Origin of the sequence: Pantoea sp. ANP04, from assembly GCF_041982285.1 — a bacterium.
Lineage (GTDB): Bacteria > Pseudomonadota > Gammaproteobacteria > Enterobacterales > Enterobacteriaceae > Pantoea > Pantoea eucalypti.
The window spans coordinates 99176-117011 of sequence record NZ_JAUTYS010000016.1; the positions used below are offsets into that span (position 1 = coordinate 99176).

16 protein-coding genes are annotated in these 17836 nt (G+C 55.5%); 15 read left to right on the forward strand and 1 reads right to left on the reverse strand.

Features of this window, described 5'->3' with window-relative positions:
• The first annotated feature begins 6 nt into the window (after window positions 1-6).
• From pxpB to nei, 7 genes are read left to right on the forward strand one after another with little or no spacing between them, the layout of a single operon-like run.
• Entirely contained in the window at window positions 7-663 is a 657-nt protein-coding gene (pxpB, locus tag Q7C21_RS19330) for a 5-oxoprolinase subunit PxpB (RefSeq protein ID WP_375151038.1), read from the forward strand.
• Window positions 657-1586: a 5-oxoprolinase subunit PxpC gene (gene pxpC / locus Q7C21_RS19335; RefSeq protein WP_078804198.1), complete on the forward strand. Its 930-nt coding sequence runs from the start codon at window positions 657-659 to the stop codon at window positions 1584-1586. The genes pxpB and pxpC overlap by 7 nt, the downstream gene beginning before the upstream one ends.
• Complete coding sequence (gene pxpA / locus Q7C21_RS19340; protein ID WP_375151039.1) at window positions 1576-2313, forward strand: 5-oxoprolinase subunit PxpA; 738 nt, start codon at window positions 1576-1578, stop codon at window positions 2311-2313. Before pxpC ends, pxpA begins: the two co-directional genes overlap by 11 nt.
• Before the next feature lie 52 nt (window positions 2314-2365).
• A complete protein-coding gene (locus tag Q7C21_RS19345; RefSeq protein WP_008925018.1) occupies window positions 2366-3094 on the forward strand; it encodes a DUF969 domain-containing protein in 729 nt (242 codons plus the stop codon).
• Window positions 3094-4110, forward strand: a complete 1017-nt coding sequence (locus Q7C21_RS19350) for a DUF979 domain-containing protein (RefSeq protein WP_033762882.1) — start codon at window positions 3094-3096, stop codon at window positions 4108-4110. The genes Q7C21_RS19345 and Q7C21_RS19350 overlap by 1 nt, the downstream gene beginning before the upstream one ends.
• 6 nt (window positions 4111-4116) lie before the next feature.
• On the forward strand, window positions 4117-4764 hold the full coding sequence (gene pcp, locus Q7C21_RS19355) for a pyroglutamyl-peptidase I (protein ID WP_008925020.1): 648 nt from the start codon (window positions 4117-4119) through the stop codon (window positions 4762-4764).
• 11 nt (window positions 4765-4775) lie between these two features.
• Window positions 4776-5564 (forward strand): endonuclease VIII, encoded by a 789-nt coding sequence (gene nei, locus Q7C21_RS19360; RefSeq protein WP_105099405.1) that lies wholly within the window; start codon window positions 4776-4778, stop codon window positions 5562-5564.
• 347 nt (window positions 5565-5911) lie between these two features.
• Here the strand turns inward: nei and Q7C21_RS19365 are convergent, their stop codons facing one another.
• Window positions 5912-7195 carry a citrate synthase gene (locus tag Q7C21_RS19365; RefSeq protein ID WP_003853167.1) on the reverse strand — a complete coding sequence of 428 codons (1284 nt, stop codon included), beginning with the start codon at window positions 7193-7195 and terminating at the stop codon, window positions 5912-5914.
• Between the two features lie 633 nt (window positions 7196-7828).
• Here Q7C21_RS19365 and sdhC point away from each other — a divergent pair.
• The 8 genes from sdhC to sucD all read left to right on the forward strand — a co-directional run bounded on the left by sdhC (window position 7829) and on the right by sucD (window position 17413).
• On the forward strand, window positions 7829-8218 hold the full coding sequence (sdhC, locus tag Q7C21_RS19370; protein WP_033742984.1) for a succinate dehydrogenase cytochrome b556 subunit: 390 nt from the start codon (window positions 7829-7831) through the stop codon (window positions 8216-8218).
• Complete coding sequence (sdhD, locus tag Q7C21_RS19375; RefSeq protein WP_008925023.1) at window positions 8212-8559, forward strand: succinate dehydrogenase membrane anchor subunit; 348 nt, start codon at window positions 8212-8214, stop codon at window positions 8557-8559. Before sdhC ends, sdhD begins: the two co-directional genes overlap by 7 nt.
• On the forward strand, window positions 8560-10326 hold the full coding sequence (gene sdhA, locus Q7C21_RS19380; RefSeq protein WP_039659182.1) for a succinate dehydrogenase flavoprotein subunit: 1767 nt from the start codon (window positions 8560-8562) through the stop codon (window positions 10324-10326).
• A gap of 14 nt (window positions 10327-10340) precedes the next feature.
• Complete coding sequence (locus Q7C21_RS19385) at window positions 10341-11057, forward strand: succinate dehydrogenase iron-sulfur subunit (RefSeq protein ID WP_003853156.1); 717 nt, start codon at window positions 10341-10343, stop codon at window positions 11055-11057.
• Window positions 11058-11257: 200 nt separating this feature from the next.
• Window positions 11258-14065, forward strand: a complete 2808-nt coding sequence (sucA, locus tag Q7C21_RS19390; RefSeq protein WP_003853155.1) for a 2-oxoglutarate dehydrogenase E1 component — start codon at window positions 11258-11260, stop codon at window positions 14063-14065.
• A gap of 15 nt (window positions 14066-14080) precedes the next feature.
• Window positions 14081-15304: a 2-oxoglutarate dehydrogenase complex dihydrolipoyllysine-residue succinyltransferase gene (gene odhB / locus Q7C21_RS19395; protein ID WP_003853153.1), complete on the forward strand. Its 1224-nt coding sequence runs from the start codon at window positions 14081-14083 to the stop codon at window positions 15302-15304.
• A gap of 67 nt (window positions 15305-15371) precedes the next feature.
• The gene (gene sucC, locus Q7C21_RS19400) at window positions 15372-16538 is read left to right on the forward strand and encodes an ADP-forming succinate--CoA ligase subunit beta (RefSeq protein WP_003853151.1); all 1167 of its coding nucleotides are present in this window, start codon (window positions 15372-15374) and stop codon (window positions 16536-16538) included.
• Window positions 16538-17413, forward strand: coding sequence for a succinate--CoA ligase subunit alpha (gene sucD / locus Q7C21_RS19405; protein ID WP_003853148.1), 876 nt, complete (start codon window positions 16538-16540; stop codon window positions 17411-17413). The genes sucC and sucD overlap by 1 nt, the downstream gene beginning before the upstream one ends.
• The last annotated feature ends 423 nt before the right edge of the window (window positions 17414-17836 follow it).

Here is a 17836-nt window from a genome sequence, read left to right on the forward strand (position 1 = left end):
TAGCTGTTGCAACGAGCACGGTGTTATTTATTGGGTGAACGCGCTGTCGTGCTGGAGCTGGAACCCCCGGTCTCACTGGAGAGTCAGCAACGTATCTGGGGACTTAACCAGCGATTGCAGTCCTCTGCGAGCGTGCTGGAGGTCATTCCCGGCATGAACAACATCACCTTGATTTTGCGTGATCCCCAGCAGAGTGCGCTGGATGCGATTGAGCGACTTCAGCGATGGTGGGAAGAGAGTGAAGCGCAATTACCTGAGTCGCGTCTGGTAGAGATCCCGGTGATCTACGGCGGTGAGGCCGGTCCCGACCTGACGGCGGTGGCTGAACATGCCGCGCTGACGCCTCATCAGGTGGTTGAGCTGCACAGCAGCAGCGAATACGTCGTGTTTTTTATTGGCTTTCAGCCGGGTTTCCCCTATCTGGGCGGACTGGATCCGCGCCTGCACATTCCGCGTCGTAGTGAGCCCAGGGTGGCCGTGCCCGCGGGATCCGTGGGTATCGGTGGCAGCCAGACCGGCGTCTACCCTCTGGCGTCGCCCGGCGGCTGGCAGTTGATCGGCCAGACACGCACCGCGCTGTTTGATCCGCTGCAGCAACCGCCCACGCGGCTCCGTCCGGGTGACAAAGTGCGCTTTGTGCCGCAACAGGAGGGCGTATGTTAAACATTCTGCGGGCCGGGCTGGCGGCCACTATTCAGGATGCGGGTCGATACGGCTGGCGTCAGTTCGGTATCAGCCCCGGCGGTGTGCTGGATTATCCCGCCATGTTCACCGCCAACGTACTGGTAGGCAATGCGCCCGACAGCGCGGTGCTGGAGATGGTGCTCGGCCAGTTCAAAGCAGAGTTTACCCGCGACGGCTGGTTTGCGCTGACGGGTGCAGGCTGTCATGCGGAGCTGGACGGCCAGCCGGTCTGGACGGGTTGGCGCACGCCAGTGAAACGCGGACAGGTCCTGTCGCTGGCGATGCCGCAGCGTGGTATGCGCAGCTATCTGGCGGTGCAGGGTGGTTTTGACATCCCCGCGGTGCTTGGCTCTGCCAGTACCGACCTGAAAGCAAAATTTGGCGGATTTCATGGGCGCGCCTTGCAGGATGGCGATCAGGTCCCGCTGGGGAAACCGACGCGTCAGTTCGACCGCAAAGTCGGGGTACGACAACTGCTGTGGGGCAACCGCATTCGCGCCTTGCCTGGTCCGGAGTATCACGAATTCAGTCCCGAAGCGCAGCAGGCGTTCTGGCGCACCGCATGGAAACTCAGCCCGCAAAGTAACCGGATGGGATACCGGCTGGAAGGACGTGAGCTTAAACGTGAGCGCCCGCGCGAGCTGCTGTCACACGGCGTGATGCCAGGTGTGATTCAGGTGCCGCCGAACGGACAGCCCATCGTATTGATGGCGGATGCCCAGACTACCGGTGGTTATCCGCGCATCGCTTCTGTTATCGAAGCCGATCTTTATCACCTGGCGCAAATCCGTCTGGGTGAGCCGATTCACTTTATTCACTGCACCCTGCCGGAAGCGATGCTGGCCCGTCAGCATCAGCAACGCGCTCTGGACCAGATGAAATGGGGACTCAATGAAAATTGATTTAAACGCCGACCTGGGTGAGGGCTGCGCCAGCGATGAAGCGCTGCTGCAACTGGTGAGCTCTGCCAACATCGCCTGTGGCTTTCACGCCGGTGATGCACAGACCATGCTGCAGTCGGTGCGCTGGGCAAAGGCATCCGGCGTCGCCATCGGGGCGCATCCCGCCTTTCCCGATCGCGAGAACTTTGGCCGCAGCGCCATGCAGTTGCCGCCGGAAACGGTCTATGCCCAGATGATCTATCAGATTGGCGCGCTGAAAAGTCTGGCAGAAAGTGAGGGCGCGCGCCTGGTGCATGTTAAGCCACACGGCATGCTCTATAACCAGGCTGCATCTGACCCGGTGCTGGCTGATGCCATTGCCCGCGCCATCAGGGCGGTGGACAGCCAGCTGATTGTGGTCGGGCTGGCGAATAGCGAATCGATCCGTGCTGCGGCGCATTACGGTTTACACACGCGGGAAGAGGTGTTTGCTGACCGTGGCTATCTCAGCAGCGGTGCGCTGGTGCCGCGCAACCAGTCGGGCGCGCTGATTGAGAATGAACAGCAGGCTATCGATCAGACACTGACAATGGTACGGCAGGGCAAAGTGAAAAGTATCACCGGAGAATGGGTGGCGGTGAACGCGCAGACTGTCTGCTTACATGGCGACGGCGCCCATGCCCTGCAGTTTGCACAGCGGTTACGTGATGCGTTAGCCGACCAGCAGATTCGTGTCACCAGCGCCTGAATAATCACACTTAGCCCGGCTTATGCCGGGTTTTTTAACTCGGGGAAAATCCATGGAAACTGCAGTGAATCTCTGGCCACTACTGGGCATTGCCGCGATCATCGTCGGCTTCGTATTACGTTTTAATCCGGTGCTGGTGGTGATTGTCGCCGGATTTGTCACCGGTCTGGCTGCGATGATGCCGCTGGCGGACATTCTGGAAAAACTCGGCGCAGGGTTTCTTAACACCCGGAACCTGCCGCTGATTCTGCTGCTGCCACTGGCGGTCATTGGCCTGCTGGAACGTCACGGGCTAAAAGAAAGGGCGCAGGCGTGGATTGCTCAGATTAAAACCGCCACCGCCGGACGGCTGCTGATCGTCTACCTGTTTGTGCGTGAAATTACTGCGGCGCTGGGGTTAACCAGTCTTGGCGGACATCCGCAGATGGTGCGTCCGTTACTGGCACCGATGGCGGAGGGCGCCACAGAAAATCGCTATGGCGAGATCTCGCCTGAACTGCGCCATAAGCTGCGCGCCATGTCAGCGGCGACCGATAACGTCGGCCTGTTCTTTGGTGAAGATATCTTCGTGGCATTTGGCGCGATTATCTTTATGCACAACTTTATGCAGGCGTCGGCCGGGATTCAGACTGAGCCGCTGCACATCGCCTTATGGGGCATTCCGACTGCCGTTGCTGCGTTCCTGATCCATTCAGCGCGTCTGGTTCGTCTGGATCGTCAGCTGGCACGTGAGCTGCAGCAGCTCAACAGCCAGGCGCTGAAAGCCAAAGGAGGCCAGTAATGTTTCAGCAACAATATCTGATGTGGCTGGCGGGCATTATCCTGCTGGTGGTGGCTATCCTCTCATGGCGTGACCGCGCTAATCCGCGTCGCTTTACCACCGGACTCTTCTGGGCCTTATATGGCCTGGTTTTTCTGGTCGGTGACTGGACGACGGCGCTGATGAGCAGCCTGATGGGCTCGGACGCGGCGGGCACCCGAATGCTGCACATCACCATCGGTGTCATTGTGGTGATCATGGCGCTGATTGCGGGTTTAGGGGGTGTCCGGCTGGGTCGTTATCATCAGCGCACTAATGAAGAGAAACAGGCAAGCGCACAGCGTCTGCGGAATAAGCTGTTTCTGCCTGCACTGGCGATTCCGGTTGTGACCGTGGTCGGTGTGCTGGCGTTCAACAATATTCCGGGGTTGCAGGATGCGGTGTTCGGTCCCGGTAATCACGCCACGCTGGTGACATTGTTTTCAATGATGGCCGGCTGTGTGATTGGCTGGCTGGTGGCGTTAAAACTGACCCATGAAAAACCGGTACAGTCGATGCAGGAGACCCGTCGCCTGCTGGATTCAATTGGCTGGGCGTTTATCCTGCCGCAGATTCTCGCCACCCTGGGACTGCTGTTTACCGCCGCGGGCGTAGGCAGTGCTATTTCGCATCTGACTGAAACCTGGCTGGCGGTGGATAACCGCTTTATCGCCGTCACCGTCTATGCCGTCGGGATGGCCCTGTTAACCATGGTCATGGGTAACGCGTTTGCGGCATTTCCGATTATTACTGCAGGCGTTGGCATTCCGATTCTGGTGCTGCAGCACGGCGGAAATCCGGCGGTAATGGCGGCGATTGGTATGTTCTCCGGTTACTGCGGCACGCTGATGACGCCGATGGCGGCCAACTTCAATATTGTTCCGGCGGCGCTGCTGGAGCTGCCCGATCGTAACGCGGTCATTAAGGCTCAGATTCCAACCGGTGTGCTACTGTTAATCGTTAACATTTTCCTGCTCTATTTCCTGATGTTTCTGTGAGGCTGCATGAAAACTGTCCTGATGACCGCTTTTGAACCCTTTGGCGGTGAAACGATTAATCCCTCGTGGGAAGCGGTGCGCGCGCTGGAAGGCAAAAAGATTGGCGGAGCGACGATCGTCATCCGACAGCTGCCGGTGGTATTCAGTGAGGTACTTAATGTGCTGAATCAGGCACTGGAAGAGGTTAAACCGGACGCGGTAGTGTCAGTCGGGCAGGCGGGCGGTCGCAGCGACATTACCGTGGAACGTATCGGTATCAATGTCGATGACGCCCGGATCCCGGACAACGCCGGCCAGCAGCCTGTAGACGAACCGATTGTGGCAGGCGGCCCGGCAGCCTATTTTTCCCGTCTGCCCATCAAAGCGATTGTGGCGGCAGTGCGCGACGCGGGGATCCCCGCGTCGGTCTCACAGACCGCCGGGACCTTTACCTGCAATCGGGTGATGTATGGTCTGCTGCACTGGCTTGAGCAGCAGGGGAGTCCGGCGCGGGGTGGCTTTATTCATATTCCTTACCTGCCTGAACAGGCAGCGCAACATCCTGGTGCGCCGAGCATGGCGGTCGCGACCATTATTCAGGCGCTGGAGATTGCGGTGAAGGTGACGCTGGAGACCGGCGAAGATATTAAACAGGCTGGCGGCGCCACCCATTAAGAGGAAGAACGATGCCAGAAGGACCGGAAATTCGCCGCGTGGCGGATAAGCTTGAAGCCGCCATTGTGGGTCAGCCCTTAACGGAAGCGTGGTTTGCGTTTCCTCAGCTCAAGACCTATGAACCTTCACTGATTGGTGAGCAGGTGCAGGCGATTGAGACGCGGGGTAAAGCGCTGCTGACTCATTTCAGCAATGGTCTGACGCTCTACAGTCATAACCAGCTTTATGGTGTCTGGCGCATTGTGAAACCCGATACCGAACTCAATACCACGCGTCAGTTGCGGGTGCGGCTTGCTACAAAGGGTAAAGCGATTCTGCTTTACAGCGCGTCAGATATTGAACTGCTTAACGCTGATACGCTGGCGGCACATCCGTTTCTGACCCGCATCGGACCGGATGTGCTGAACAGCGCGCTGACGGTTGAAGAGGTGCGAGAGCGGCTGCTGTCACCCCGTTTTCGGCGGCGTCAGTTCAGTGGTCTGCTGCTGGATCAGGCTTTTCTGGCCGGGTTGGGAAACTATCTGCGTGCCGAGATTCTCTGGCTGGCGCAGTTGCTGCCAAATCATCGGGCGCAGGATCTCAGTGACGATCAGCTGACTGCTTTCAGCGAGGCGCTGCTGTCAGTGCCGCGTCATGCTTATCGGATGCGTGGAACCATGAAGAAATATCATGAGGAAGCGGCGTTTCAGTTTGAGGTGTTTCATCGGCAGGGCAAAGAATGCCGGCGCTGTGGCACGGCGATTGAGAAGGGCACGCTGTCATCACGGCCGTTTTACTGGTGTCCGGGGTGTCAGAGATAGACAGTAAAGTCAAAAGGGTAAAATGCTCTTACGGCTGACAGAGCCAGGCCCGTGTGAATCTTATAACAATAAAATAGCTTAACGCGCAGGGAACACGGTCAGAGGAGGAAAGCGTCCCGCGCCATGGACAAAAACGCCGGGAGCGTTTTTGAACAACGCAAAGCGTTGGCCCGGAAACGGGCGCACCTCTCGGATGAGGTGCGTAATCGCGCGGGCCGAGCGTGTCATGGATGACGGCTTTTGCGTCTTTCCGATCTGACCATGTTCTCTGCGCAGGCGCGGTATCACAGCCAACCGCCCCCGGTTTTTAAGCAACATCAAGCGGAGAAATCTCCGCCCTCCGAATCTTACTTCTTCAGCTGTGAACTGAATTCGCGCTCGGTATAACCGGTGTAGAGCTGACGCGGACGGGCAATCTTCATGCCTTCGTCGTGCATCTCTTTCCAGTGTGCAATCCAGCCAACAGTACGGGCCATCGCGAAGATCACCGTAAACATGGAGGATGGAATGCCCATCGCTTTCAGAATGATACCGGAGTAGAAGTCCACGTTTGGATAAAGTTTACGCTCGATAAAGTACGGGTCGTTCAGCGCAATGTGTTCCAGCTCCATCGCCACTTCCAGCAGGTCATCCTTCATACCCAGCTCATTCAGCACTTCATGGCAGGTATCGCGCATTACGGTCGCACGTGGATCGTAGTTTTTGTAAACGCGGTGACCAAAGCCCATCAGACGGAATGAGTCATTCTTGTCTTTGGCGCGTTTAACAAATTCCGGGATGTGCTCAACGGTGCTGATCTCTTCCAGCATACGCAGGGTCGCTTCGTTGGCACCGCCGTGCGCCGGTCCCCACAGGGAGGCGATCCCGGCGGCGATACAGGCAAACGGGTTCGCGCCGCTTGAACCGGCGGTACGTACGGTAGACGTCGAGGCGTTCTGCTCATGGTCAGCATGCAGGATCAGGATGCGGTCCATGGCGCGTTCCAGCACCGGATTCACTTTGTACTCTTCGCACGGGGTAGCAAACATCATGTGCAGGAAGTTACCGGCATAGGAGAGGTCGTTGCGAGGATAAACAAATGGCTGGCCGATAGAATATTTGTAACACATTGCTGCCATGGTCGGCATTTTGGAAAGCAGACGGAATGCCGCGATTTCGCGGTGGCGCTCAATGTTTACATCCAGCGAATCGTGGTAAAACGCAGCCAGAGCACCCGTAACACCGCACATTACCGCCATCGGATGTGAGTCACGACGGAAGCCGTGGAACAGGCGGGTAATCTGCTCATGAATCATGGTGTGGCGGGTAACAGTGGTGCGGAACTCATCAAACTGTTTCTGGTTCGGTGCTTCGCCATTCAGCAGAATGTAGCAGACTTCCAGGTAGTTAGAGTGGGTCGCCAGCTCAGAAATAGGGAAACCACGGTGCAGCAGGATACCTTCATCACCATCAATAAAGGTGATGGCAGATTCGCAGGACGCAGTAGACGTAAAACCGGGATCGAAGGTGAACAGGCCACTTGAACCCAGAGCGCGGACATCAACCACATCCTGGCCCAGCGTACCTTTCAGCACGTCCAGTTCAATAGATGTTCCATCTTGCAGGGTTAGCGTTACTTTTTTATCTGTCATTTTCGTCTCCATAGCGCCTTATGTAGGTAAGGATCTTTAGACACCTGAAACGCGTTCATGTTGCGGTTGGCAAAACTACACAGTATCACTCTGCGGGGATAAAGCGGGTGCAGGGTACAGAGTGAGCGGCGCGTTCCCAGCGGGAACCGGTGAGCCATGGACATGCTGCATATCGCGGTTGTTAAAGATCCGGTCAGGACATAACTTCTTGGTAACCAATAACCTGATGCTTTTTAAAGCTCATTATCGCAATGTTACATAACTTGCGCTTAGGGGAAAGTGTATCCCCATAACTTTTGTGCATCATAGGAATTTATAGGCTTAGTTTGTAACTGAATTGTTGAACTATTGTCAAATCAGATAATTAAAATTGTATCAATTGTGAAAATCGTGAGTATGATCACTGTTCTACCTAAAATATACCAAAGAGTTTGTAGGGGAATTGTAATCAGAATGTGATCCTCCTATACTCCAGGCAGGTCTCCGGAACACCCTGACACCAGGAGCCACCCAGCGTTTACTACCGCGTCAATTAACACTGGATGTTGCTTTATTGGTGACGGTTAAAGTCTGCCACGCGTTGTGATTAGACTCCGCCTCAGGTCCGGAGGAAGCAAAATAAAAAAGAGCTGTGTGGGCAAAACCGTGAAAAAACAAAGACCTGTCAACTTGGATCTCTCGACGATCCGGTTTCCCGTTACTGCAATAACGTCCATTCTTCACCGCGTCTCCGGCGTAATCACATTGGTTGCTATTGGCATCCTGCTGTGGCTACTCGGTCTCTCTCTCTCTTCTCCTGAAGGTTTCCAGCACGCTGCATCCATCATGGACGGCTTCTTCGCGAAGTTCATCATGTGGGGCATTTTAACGGCGCTGGCCTATCACGCGGTGAGCGGGATTCGTCATATGTTGATGGATTTTGGTTATCTGGCCGAAACGCTGGAATCAGGTAAGCGTTCCGCTCATATGACTTTTGTGATCACTGTCGTGCTGGCAATTCTGGCGGGAGTCCTCGTATGGTAAGCAATGCATCCGCGTTGGGTCGCAACGGCATTCAGGACTGGCTGCTGCTGCGTGCAACGGCAATCCTCATTACGCTCTACATCGTCTACATCCTCGGTTTCGTTGTGATGACAGACACGCTGACCTATGACCTGTGGCGTGGCTTCTTCGCGTCCGCATTCACCAAAGTGTTCACGCTGCTGACGCTGTTCTCCATTCTGGTCCATGGCTGGATCGGGATGTGGCAGGTGTTAACAGACTACGTCAAATCGCTGCCGGTTCGCTTGCTGTTGCAGTTTGTGATTGTCGTGGCGCTGTTGTGGTATGCGATTTATGGCTTTGTTGTGGTGTGGGGTGTGTAAATGAGTTTGCCAATCAGAGAGTTCGATGCCGTGGTAATCGGCGCAGGTGGCGCAGGAATGCGGGCCGCACTGCAAATCTCCCAGGGCGGCCAGACCTGCGCTCTGTTATCTAAAGTTTTCCCGACCCGTTCCCACACAGTATCTGCGCAGGGCGGTATTACCGTTGCGCTGGGTAATACCCATGAAGATAACTGGGAATGGCATATGTACGACACCGTCAAAGGGTCCGACTACATCGGTGACCAGGACGCGATTGAATATATGTGCAAAACCGGCCCGGAAGCGATTCTGGAACTGGAGCACATGGGCCTGCCTTTCTCGCGTCTGGAAGATGGTCGTGTTTATCAGCGTCCGTTTGGTGGTCAGTCGAAGAATTTCGGTGGCGAGCAGGCGGCACGTACCGCGGCCGCAGCTGACCGTACTGGTCACGCGTTGCTGCACACGCTTTATCAGCAGAACCTGAAAAACAAAACCACCATCTTCTCTGAGTGGTATGCACTGGATCTGGTGAAAAATGCCGATGGCGCAGTCGTTGGATGTACCGCAATCTGCATCGAAACCGGCGAAACCGTTTATTTCAAAGCGAAAGCGACCATTCTGGCAACCGGTGGTGCAGGCCGTATTTACCAGTCCACCACCAATGCGCATATCAACACCGGTGACGGCGTCGGTATGGCACTGCGTGCGGGCGTGCCGGTGCAGGATATGGAGATGTGGCAGTTCCACCCAACCGGTATCGCCGGTGCGGGCGTGCTGGTCACAGAAGGCTGTCGTGGTGAAGGCGGCTATCTGCTGAACAAACATGGCGAACGCTTCATGGAGCGTTATGCGCCGAATGCCAAAGATCTGGCGGGCCGCGACGTGGTTGCGCGTTCAATGATGATTGAGATCCGTGAAGGTCGCGGCTGTGATGGCCCGTGGGGTCCGCATCTGAAGCTGAAACTGGATCATCTCGGTAAAGAGGTGCTTGAGTCACGTCTGCCAGGCATCCTTGAGCTGTCTCGCACCTTTGCCCATGCTGACCCGATTAAAGAGCCAATCCCGGTCATCCCGACCTGCCACTACATGATGGGCGGTATTCCGACCAAAGTGACCGGTCAGGCACTGCGCGTGAATGAGCAGGGCGAAGATGTGGTGATTCCAGGCCTGTTCGCTGTCGGTGAAATTGCCTGCGTATCGGTCCATGGTGCCAACCGTCTGGGCGGTAACTCACTGCTCGACCTGGTGGTCTTTGGCCGTGCAGCCGGTCTGCATCTGCTGGAGAGTATTAAAGAGCAGGGCGACCTGCGCGATGCTTCTGAAGATGAAATCGCCGTGGCGATGGCGCGCTTCAACCGCTGGGAAAACAATACTACCGGTGAAGACCCGGTTGAGATTCGTAAAGCGCTGCAACGCTGCATGCAGAACAACTTCTCTGTATTCCGCGAAGGCGACGCAATGGCGCAGGGTCTGGAAGAGCTGAAAGAGATTCGCGAGCGTCTGAAGTCAGCGCGTCTGGATGACCGCTCACCAGATTTCAATACGCAGCGTATTGAGTGCCTTGAGCTGGATAACCTGATGGAGACGGCTTTTGCCACGGCGGTAGCGGCTAACTATCGCACCGAGAGCCGCGGTGCACACAGTCGCTTCGACTTCCCGGATCGTGATGATGAAAACTGGCTGTGCCACAGTCTTTATGTCCCGGAAACCGAAAGCATGACGCGCCGTGAGGTGAACATGCAGCCGAAACTGCGCGCGGCGTTCCCGCCGAAAGTGCGTACCTACTAATTTCGGAGACGATCATGAGACTTGAGTTTTCAATTTATCGCTACAATCCGGACGTCGATGACAAGCCGCGCATGCAGGATTACACCCTGGAGTCGGAAGACGGTCGCGACATGATGCTGCTGGATGCGCTGATTCGCCTGAAAGAGAAAGATCCAACGCTGGCGTTTCGTCGCTCCTGCCGCGAAGGCGTCTGCGGCTCTGATGGCCTCAACATGAACGGTAAAAACGGACTGGCCTGTATTACGCCCGTCTCGGCACTGGGTAACGGCAAACAGAAAATTGTTATCCGTCCGCTGCCAGGTTTACCGGTAGTGCGTGACCTGGTCGTAGACATGAGCCAGTTTTATGCACAGTATGAGAAAATTAAGCCTTTCCTGCTGAATGATGGAGAGAACCCGCCAGCACGTGAGCATCTGCAGTCACCGGATGAGCGTGAACACCTGGATGGTTTGTATGAATGTATTCTCTGTGCCTGCTGCTCAACCTCATGCCCATCTTTCTGGTGGAACCCAGAGAAGTTCATCGGTCCTGCTGGCCTGCTGGCAGCATACCGCTTCCTGATTGACAGCCGCGACACGGAAACCGAAGCGCGTCTCGACAATCTGAATGATGCTTTCAGCGTATTCCGCTGCCACAGCATCATGAACTGTGTGAGTGTCTGTCCGAAAGGGCTTAACCCGACGCGCGCCATCGGCCATATCAAGTCGATGCTGCTGCAGCGCGGCGCATAAGTTATCTCCGCCGGGAACCTCAGGTTCCCGGTGTTTTACGGAAGCCTCTGTAAGCGCGGTGACTACCACGTTTACAAAGGTTCCCTTACGGGCCACGCGCGCTGCGCAAAGTGCTCGTATCGCTGAACTCACTACGGCAAACCGCGAAAGCGGCAACAAATGAAACCTCAAAAAAGCATAGCAATGCTTAAGGGATCACAATGCAGAACAGCGCGATGAAGCCCTGGCTGGACTCTTCCTGGCTGGCCGGCGCGAATCAGTCTTACATAGAGCAGCTCTATGAGGATTTCCTGACCGATCCTGACTCTGTCGATGCAGTGTGGCGCTCGATGTTCCAGCAGTTACCGGGCACCGGAATGAAACCTGAGCAGTTTCACTCCACCACACGTGAGTACTTCCGTCGCCTGGCGAAAGATGCATCTCGTTACACCTCATCTGTCTCCGATCCGGAAACCAACTCCAAGCAAGTGAAAGTGCTGCAGCTGATTAACGCGTTTCGTTTCCGCGGTCATCAGCATGCCAATCTTGATCCGCTCGGCCTGTGGAAACAGGACCGTGTCGCCGATCTCGATCCCGCTTTTCACGACCTGACCGAGGCCGATTTTCAGGAAAGCTTTAACGTAGGTTCATTTGCCATTGGCAAAGACACCATGAAGCTGGCCGATCTCTTCCAGGCGCTGACGCAGACTTACTGCGGCTCGATTGGTGCAGAATATATGCACATCAACAACACCGATGAAAAACGCTGGATCCAGCAGCGTCTTGAGTCGGTTGCGGGCCGTGCAGCGTTCAGCAACGAAGAGAAAAAAGGTTTCCTGAAAGAGCTGACTGCGGCAGAAGGGCTGGAAAAATACCTTGGGGCGAAATTCCCGGGTGCCAAACGCTTCTCGCTGGAAGGCGGCGATGCGCTGGTTCCGATGCTGCGCGAAATGATTCGTCACGCCGGCAAGAGCGGTACCCGTGAAGTGGTACTGGGTATGGCGCACCGTGGTCGTCTCAACGTGCTTATCAACGTGCTGGGCAAAAAGCCGCAGGATCTGTTCGACGAGTTCGCCGGTAAGCATAAAGAACATCTGGGCACCGGTGACGTGAAGTACCACATGGGCTTCTCCTCTGACGTGGAAACCGAAGGCGGCCTGGTTCACCTGGCGCTGGCGTTTAACCCGTCACACCTGGAGATCGTCAGCCCGGTGGTTATGGGTTCTGTGCGTGCCCGTCTGGATCGTCTGGATGAGCCAGCCAGCAATAAAGTTTTACCGATCACCATTCATGGTGATGCGGCCGTGATTGGTCAGGGCGTGGTTCAGGAAACCCTGAACATGTCACAGGCGCGCGGTTATGAAGTGGGTGGTACGGTTCGCATCGTTATCAACAACCAGGTTGGCTTTACAACGTCCAACCCGAAAGATGCGCGTTCAACCCCTTACTGCACCGACATCGGCAAAATGGTGCTGGCACCGATTTTCCATGTCAATGCTGACGATCCGGAAGCGGTCGCGTTTGTGACCCGTCTGGCGCTCGATTACCGCAACACCTTTAAGCGTGATGTGTTTATCGATCTGGTCTGCTATCGCCGTCATGGTCACAACGAGGCGGATGAGCCAAGTGCGACCCAGCCGCTGATGTATCAGAAAATCAAAAAACACCCGACGCCGCGCAAAATCTACGCCGACCGTCTGGAAGGTGAAGCCGTTGCCACGCAGGAAGATGCGACCGAAATGGTCAATCTCTACCGTGACGCGCTGGATGCGGGCGAGTGCGTGGTGCCGGAATGGCGTCCAATGAGTCTCCACTCCTTTACCTGGTCACCTTACCTGAATCATGAGTGGGATGAGCCTTATCCGGCGCAGGTCGACATGAAACGTCTGAAGGAACTGGCGCTGCGTATCAGCCAGGTGCCTGAAGAGGTGGAAGTGCAGTCGCGTGTTGCCAAGATTTATAACGACCGTCGTCTGATGGCTGAAGGCGAAAAGGCCTTCGACTGGGGCGGCGCGGAAAATCTGGCCTACGCCACGCTGGTTGATGAAGGTATTCCGGTTCGCCTGTCGGGCGAAGATACCGGTCGCGGTACTTTCTTCCACCGTCATGCGGTGGTTCATAACCAGGCGAACGGCTCAACCTATACTCCTCTGCATCATGTGCACAGTGGTCAGGGTCAGTTCAAAGTGTGGGACTCCGTGCTGTCAGAAGAGGCGGTACTGGCCTTTGAATATGGCTACGCCACCGCAGAGCCGCGCATCCTGACCATCTGGGAAGCGCAGTTTGGTGACTTCGCCAACGGTGCACAGGTTGTTATTGACCAGTTCATCAGTTCCGGTGAGCAGAAATGGGGCCGTATGTGTGGCCTGGTGATGCTGCTGCCGCACGGTTATGAAGGTCAGGGCCCGGAGCACTCCTCTGCGCGTCTGGAGCGTTATCTGCAACTTTGCGCTGAGCAGAACATGCAGGTTTGCGTGCCGTCTACACCCGCACAGGTTTACCATATGCTGCGTCGTCAGGCGCTGCGCGGTATGCGTCGTCCACTGATTGTGATGTCACCAAAATCTCTGCTGCGCCATCCGCTGGCTATTTCCACGCTGGATGAACTGGCGAATGGCAGCTTCCAGCCTGCGATTGGTGAAGTCGATGATCTGGATCCGCAGGGCGTTAAACGCGTCGTACTGTGCTCCGGTAAAGTGTATTACGACCTGCTTGAGCAGCGTCGTAAAAATGAGCAGACCGATGTGGCTATCGTGCGCATCGAACAGCTTTATCCGTTCCCGCATCAAGCGGTTCAGGAAGCATTGAAAGCGTATTCTCACGTACAGGATTTTGTCTGGTGTCAGGAAGAGCCACTGAATCAGGGCGCCTGGTACTGCAGCCAGCATCATTTCCGTGAAGTTGTGCCATTTGGTGCCACTTTACGTTATGCAGGCCGCCCGGCCTCCGCCTCACCGGCCGTGGGTTACATGTCCGTACACCAACAACAGCAGCAAGACCTGGTTAATGACGCGCTGAACGTTAATTAATTAAAAGGAAAGATAATGAGTAGCGTAGATATTCTCGTTCCCGACCTGCCTGAATCGGTTGCCGATGCCTCAGTGGCAACCTGGCACAAAAAACCAGGCGATGCAGTCACTCGCGATGAAGTGCTGGTCGAAATCGAAACCGATAAAGTGGTGCTGGAAGTCCCAGCCTCTGCTGACGGTATCCTGGAAGCCGTTCTGGAAGATGAGGGTGCCACTGTTACCTCCCGCCAGATCCTGGGTCGTCTGAAAGAGGGCAATAGCGCCGGTAAAGAGAGCAGCGCGAAGTCTGAAAGCAAAGAGTCTACCCCGGCTCAGCGTCAGACTGCGTCACTGGAAGAAGAGAGCAACGATGCGCTCAGCCCGGCTATCCGCCGCCTGATTGCAGAGCACAATCTCGACGCCTCTCAGATTAAAGGCAGCGGTGTTGGCGGACGTCTGACCCGTGAAGATGTTGAAAAACACCTGGCCAACAAGCCGCAGGCTGCTAAAGCGGCAGCACCTGCTGCTGATGCGGCTACCGCGCAGCAGCCAGTGGCTAACCGCAGCGAAAAACGCGTGCCGATGACGCGTCTGCGTAAGCGCGTTGCCGAGCGTCTGCTGGAAGCGAAGAACAGCACCGCGATGCTGACCACCTTCAACGAAATCAACATGAAGCCCATCATGGATCTGCGCAAGCAGTATGGTGAGGCGTTCGAGAAGCGTCACGGTGTGCGTCTGGGCTTTATGTCCTTCTACATCAAAGCGGTTGTTGAAGCGCTGAAACGCTATCCGGAAGTGAACGCTTCTATCGATGGAGAAGATGTGGTTTACCACAACTACTTCGACGTCAGCATTGCGGTCTCTACACCACGTGGTCTGGTTACGCCAGTCCTGCGTGACGTTGATGCGCTGAGCATGGCGGACATCGAGAAGAAAATCAAAGAGCTGGCAGTGAAAGGCCGTGACGGCAAGCTGACAGTGGAAGATCTGACCGGCGGTAACTTCACCATTACCAACGGCGGCGTCTTTGGTTCACTGATGTCTACCCCGATCATCAATCCACCGCAGAGCGCCATCCTGGGCATGCACGCCATCAAGGATCGCCCGATGGCGGTCAATGGTCAGGTTGTAGTGCTGCCAATGATGTATCTGGCGCTCTCCTACGACCACCGTCTGATCGATGGCCGTGAATCAGTTGGTTATCTGGTTGCAGTGAAAGAGATGCTGGAAGATCCGGCGCGCCTGCTGCTGGATGTCTGATTTTCACCGGGCGCGCCTGGCGCGCCCAACCTCAATACTCTTTTCAGACCTGAATGGATAGAACATCATGAACTTACACGAATACCAGGCGAAACAACTGTTTGCACGGTATGGCATGCCTGCACCAACGGGTTACGCCTGTACTACACCACGTGAAGCGGAAGAAGCTGCCTCTAAAATTGGCGCAGGCCCGTGGGTAGTTAAATGTCAGGTTCATGCCGGTGGCCGCGGTAAAGCGGGCGGTGTGAAAGTAGTTAACAGCAAAGAAGAGATTCGCGCCTTTGCTGAAAACTGGCTGGGCAAACGCCTGGTGACCTATCAAACTGATGCAAACGGCCAGCCGGTAAACCAGATTCTGGTTGAAGCAGCGACCGATATCGACCAGGAGCTCTATCTGGGCGCTGTGGTCGATCGCGCAACGCGTCGCGTCATTTTCATGGCGTCGACTGAAGGCGGCGTGGAAATTGAAAAAGTGGCGGAAGAGACCCCGCACCTGATCCATAAAATGGCGCTGGATCCGCTGACCGGTCCGCAGCCTTACCAGGGCCGTGAGCTGGCATTCAAACTTGGCCTGACTGGCAAGCTGGTTGGTCAGTTCACCAAGATCTTCATGGGTCTGGCGACACTGTTCCTGGAGCGCGATCTGGCGATGGTTGAGATCAACCCGCTGGTGATTACCAAGCAGGGCGACCTGATCTGCCTGGACGGTAAACTGGGTGCCGATGGCAATGCCCTGTTCCGTCAGCCAGAACTGCGTGAAATGCGCGACCCAAGCCAGGAAGATCCACGTGAAGCACATGCGACACAGTGGGAACTGAACTATGTTGCGCTGGAAGGCAACATCGGTTGTATGGTTAACGGCGCAGGTCTGGCGATGGGTACCATGGACATCGTTAAGCACCATGGCGGTCAGCCAGCCAACTTCCTTGATGTCGGCGGCGGCGCGACCAAAGAGCGCGTAACCGAAGCCTTCAAAATCATCCTGTCTGACGATGCGGTTAAAGCCGTTTTCGTTAACATCTTCGGCGGTATCGTACGCTGTGACCTGATTGCCGACGGCATCATCGGTGCAGTGGCTGAAGTGGGTGTGAACGTGCCAGTAGTGGTACGTCTGGAAGGTAACAACGCCGAGCTGGGCGCCCAGAAACTGGCGGACAGCGGTCTGAACATCATTGCAGCAACCAGCCTGACAGACGCCGCACAGCGTGTTGTTGCTGCCGCGGAGGGTAAATAATGTCCATTCTGATCGACAAAAACACCAAAGTCATTTGCCAGGGTTTCACCGGTGGCCAGGGGACTTTCCATTCTGAGCAGGCGCTGGCTTACGGCACCCAACTGGTTGGCGGCGTGACGCCAGGCAAAGGCGGCACGACTCACCTCGGCCTGCCGGTGTTCAATACCGTGCGCGAAGCCGTAGAAGCGACGGGCGCAACTGCCACCGTGATCTATGTCCCCGCACCATTCTGTAAAGATGGCATCCTGGAAGCGATCGAAGCGGGCATCAAACTGATCATCACCATCACCGAAGGTATTCCGACCCTGGATATGCTGACCGTGAAAGTGAAGCTGGATGAAGCAGGCGTGCGGATGATCGGTCCAAACTGCCCGGGTGTTATCACCCCTGGCGAATGTAAGATCGGCATCATGCCGGGCCACATTCACCAGCCGGGCCGCGTTGGTATCGTATCGCGTTCAGGTACGCTGACCTATGAAGCGGTTAAGCAGACCACTGACATCGGCTACGGCCAGTCAACCTGCGTCGGCATCGGCGGTGACCCGATCCCAGGCTCTAACTTCATCGACATTCTGAAAATGTTCCAGGATGATCCACAGACTGAAGTTATCGTGATGATCGGTGAAATCGGCGGTAGCGCTGAAGAAGAAGCCGCAGCCTTCATTAAAGAGCACGTGACCAAACCGGTTGTGGGCTATATTGCTGGCGTAACCGCGCCAAAAGGCAAGCGTATGGGCCATGCAGGCGCCATCATTGCCGGTGGTAAAGGCACAGCAGATGAGAAATTTGCTGCGCTGGAAGCGGCAGGCGTGAAAACCGTTCGCAGCCTGGCTGATATCGGTGATGCAGTTAAAGCCGTATTACCGGCCAAATAAGTCAGCGTCATCTGAAACTAAGCCACCTTCGGGTGGCTTTTTTTATGTCCGTTATCAACGGGCATAATGCTGGCAGTGAAAGCGAAGAATACGTTGTTAAATAACCTGCTCACCGTTTATCACGTTAAGAAAAAGTGGCAAAGGTAAACTATTTCTTCACGTCTTATTTCATTAATGACAATTTTTTAACAAGAAACTGACCCAGCTCTATCTGGAAACTTATTACGTTAATCCAGATCAATAAATCACGTTTTATATCCAACTATATCTCTGGCAAAGCGCAACGCTAAGGGCGTAAATTGCGCTGCATCAATCCAGCCTTTTACACAAATTTTCATACGTCTGCTCAACCCGGGATGACACCCACTTTTCTCCTGTTAAAGCAGCCGTTAATAAAGCGCTGATTGACATTTTTCAGAGCTG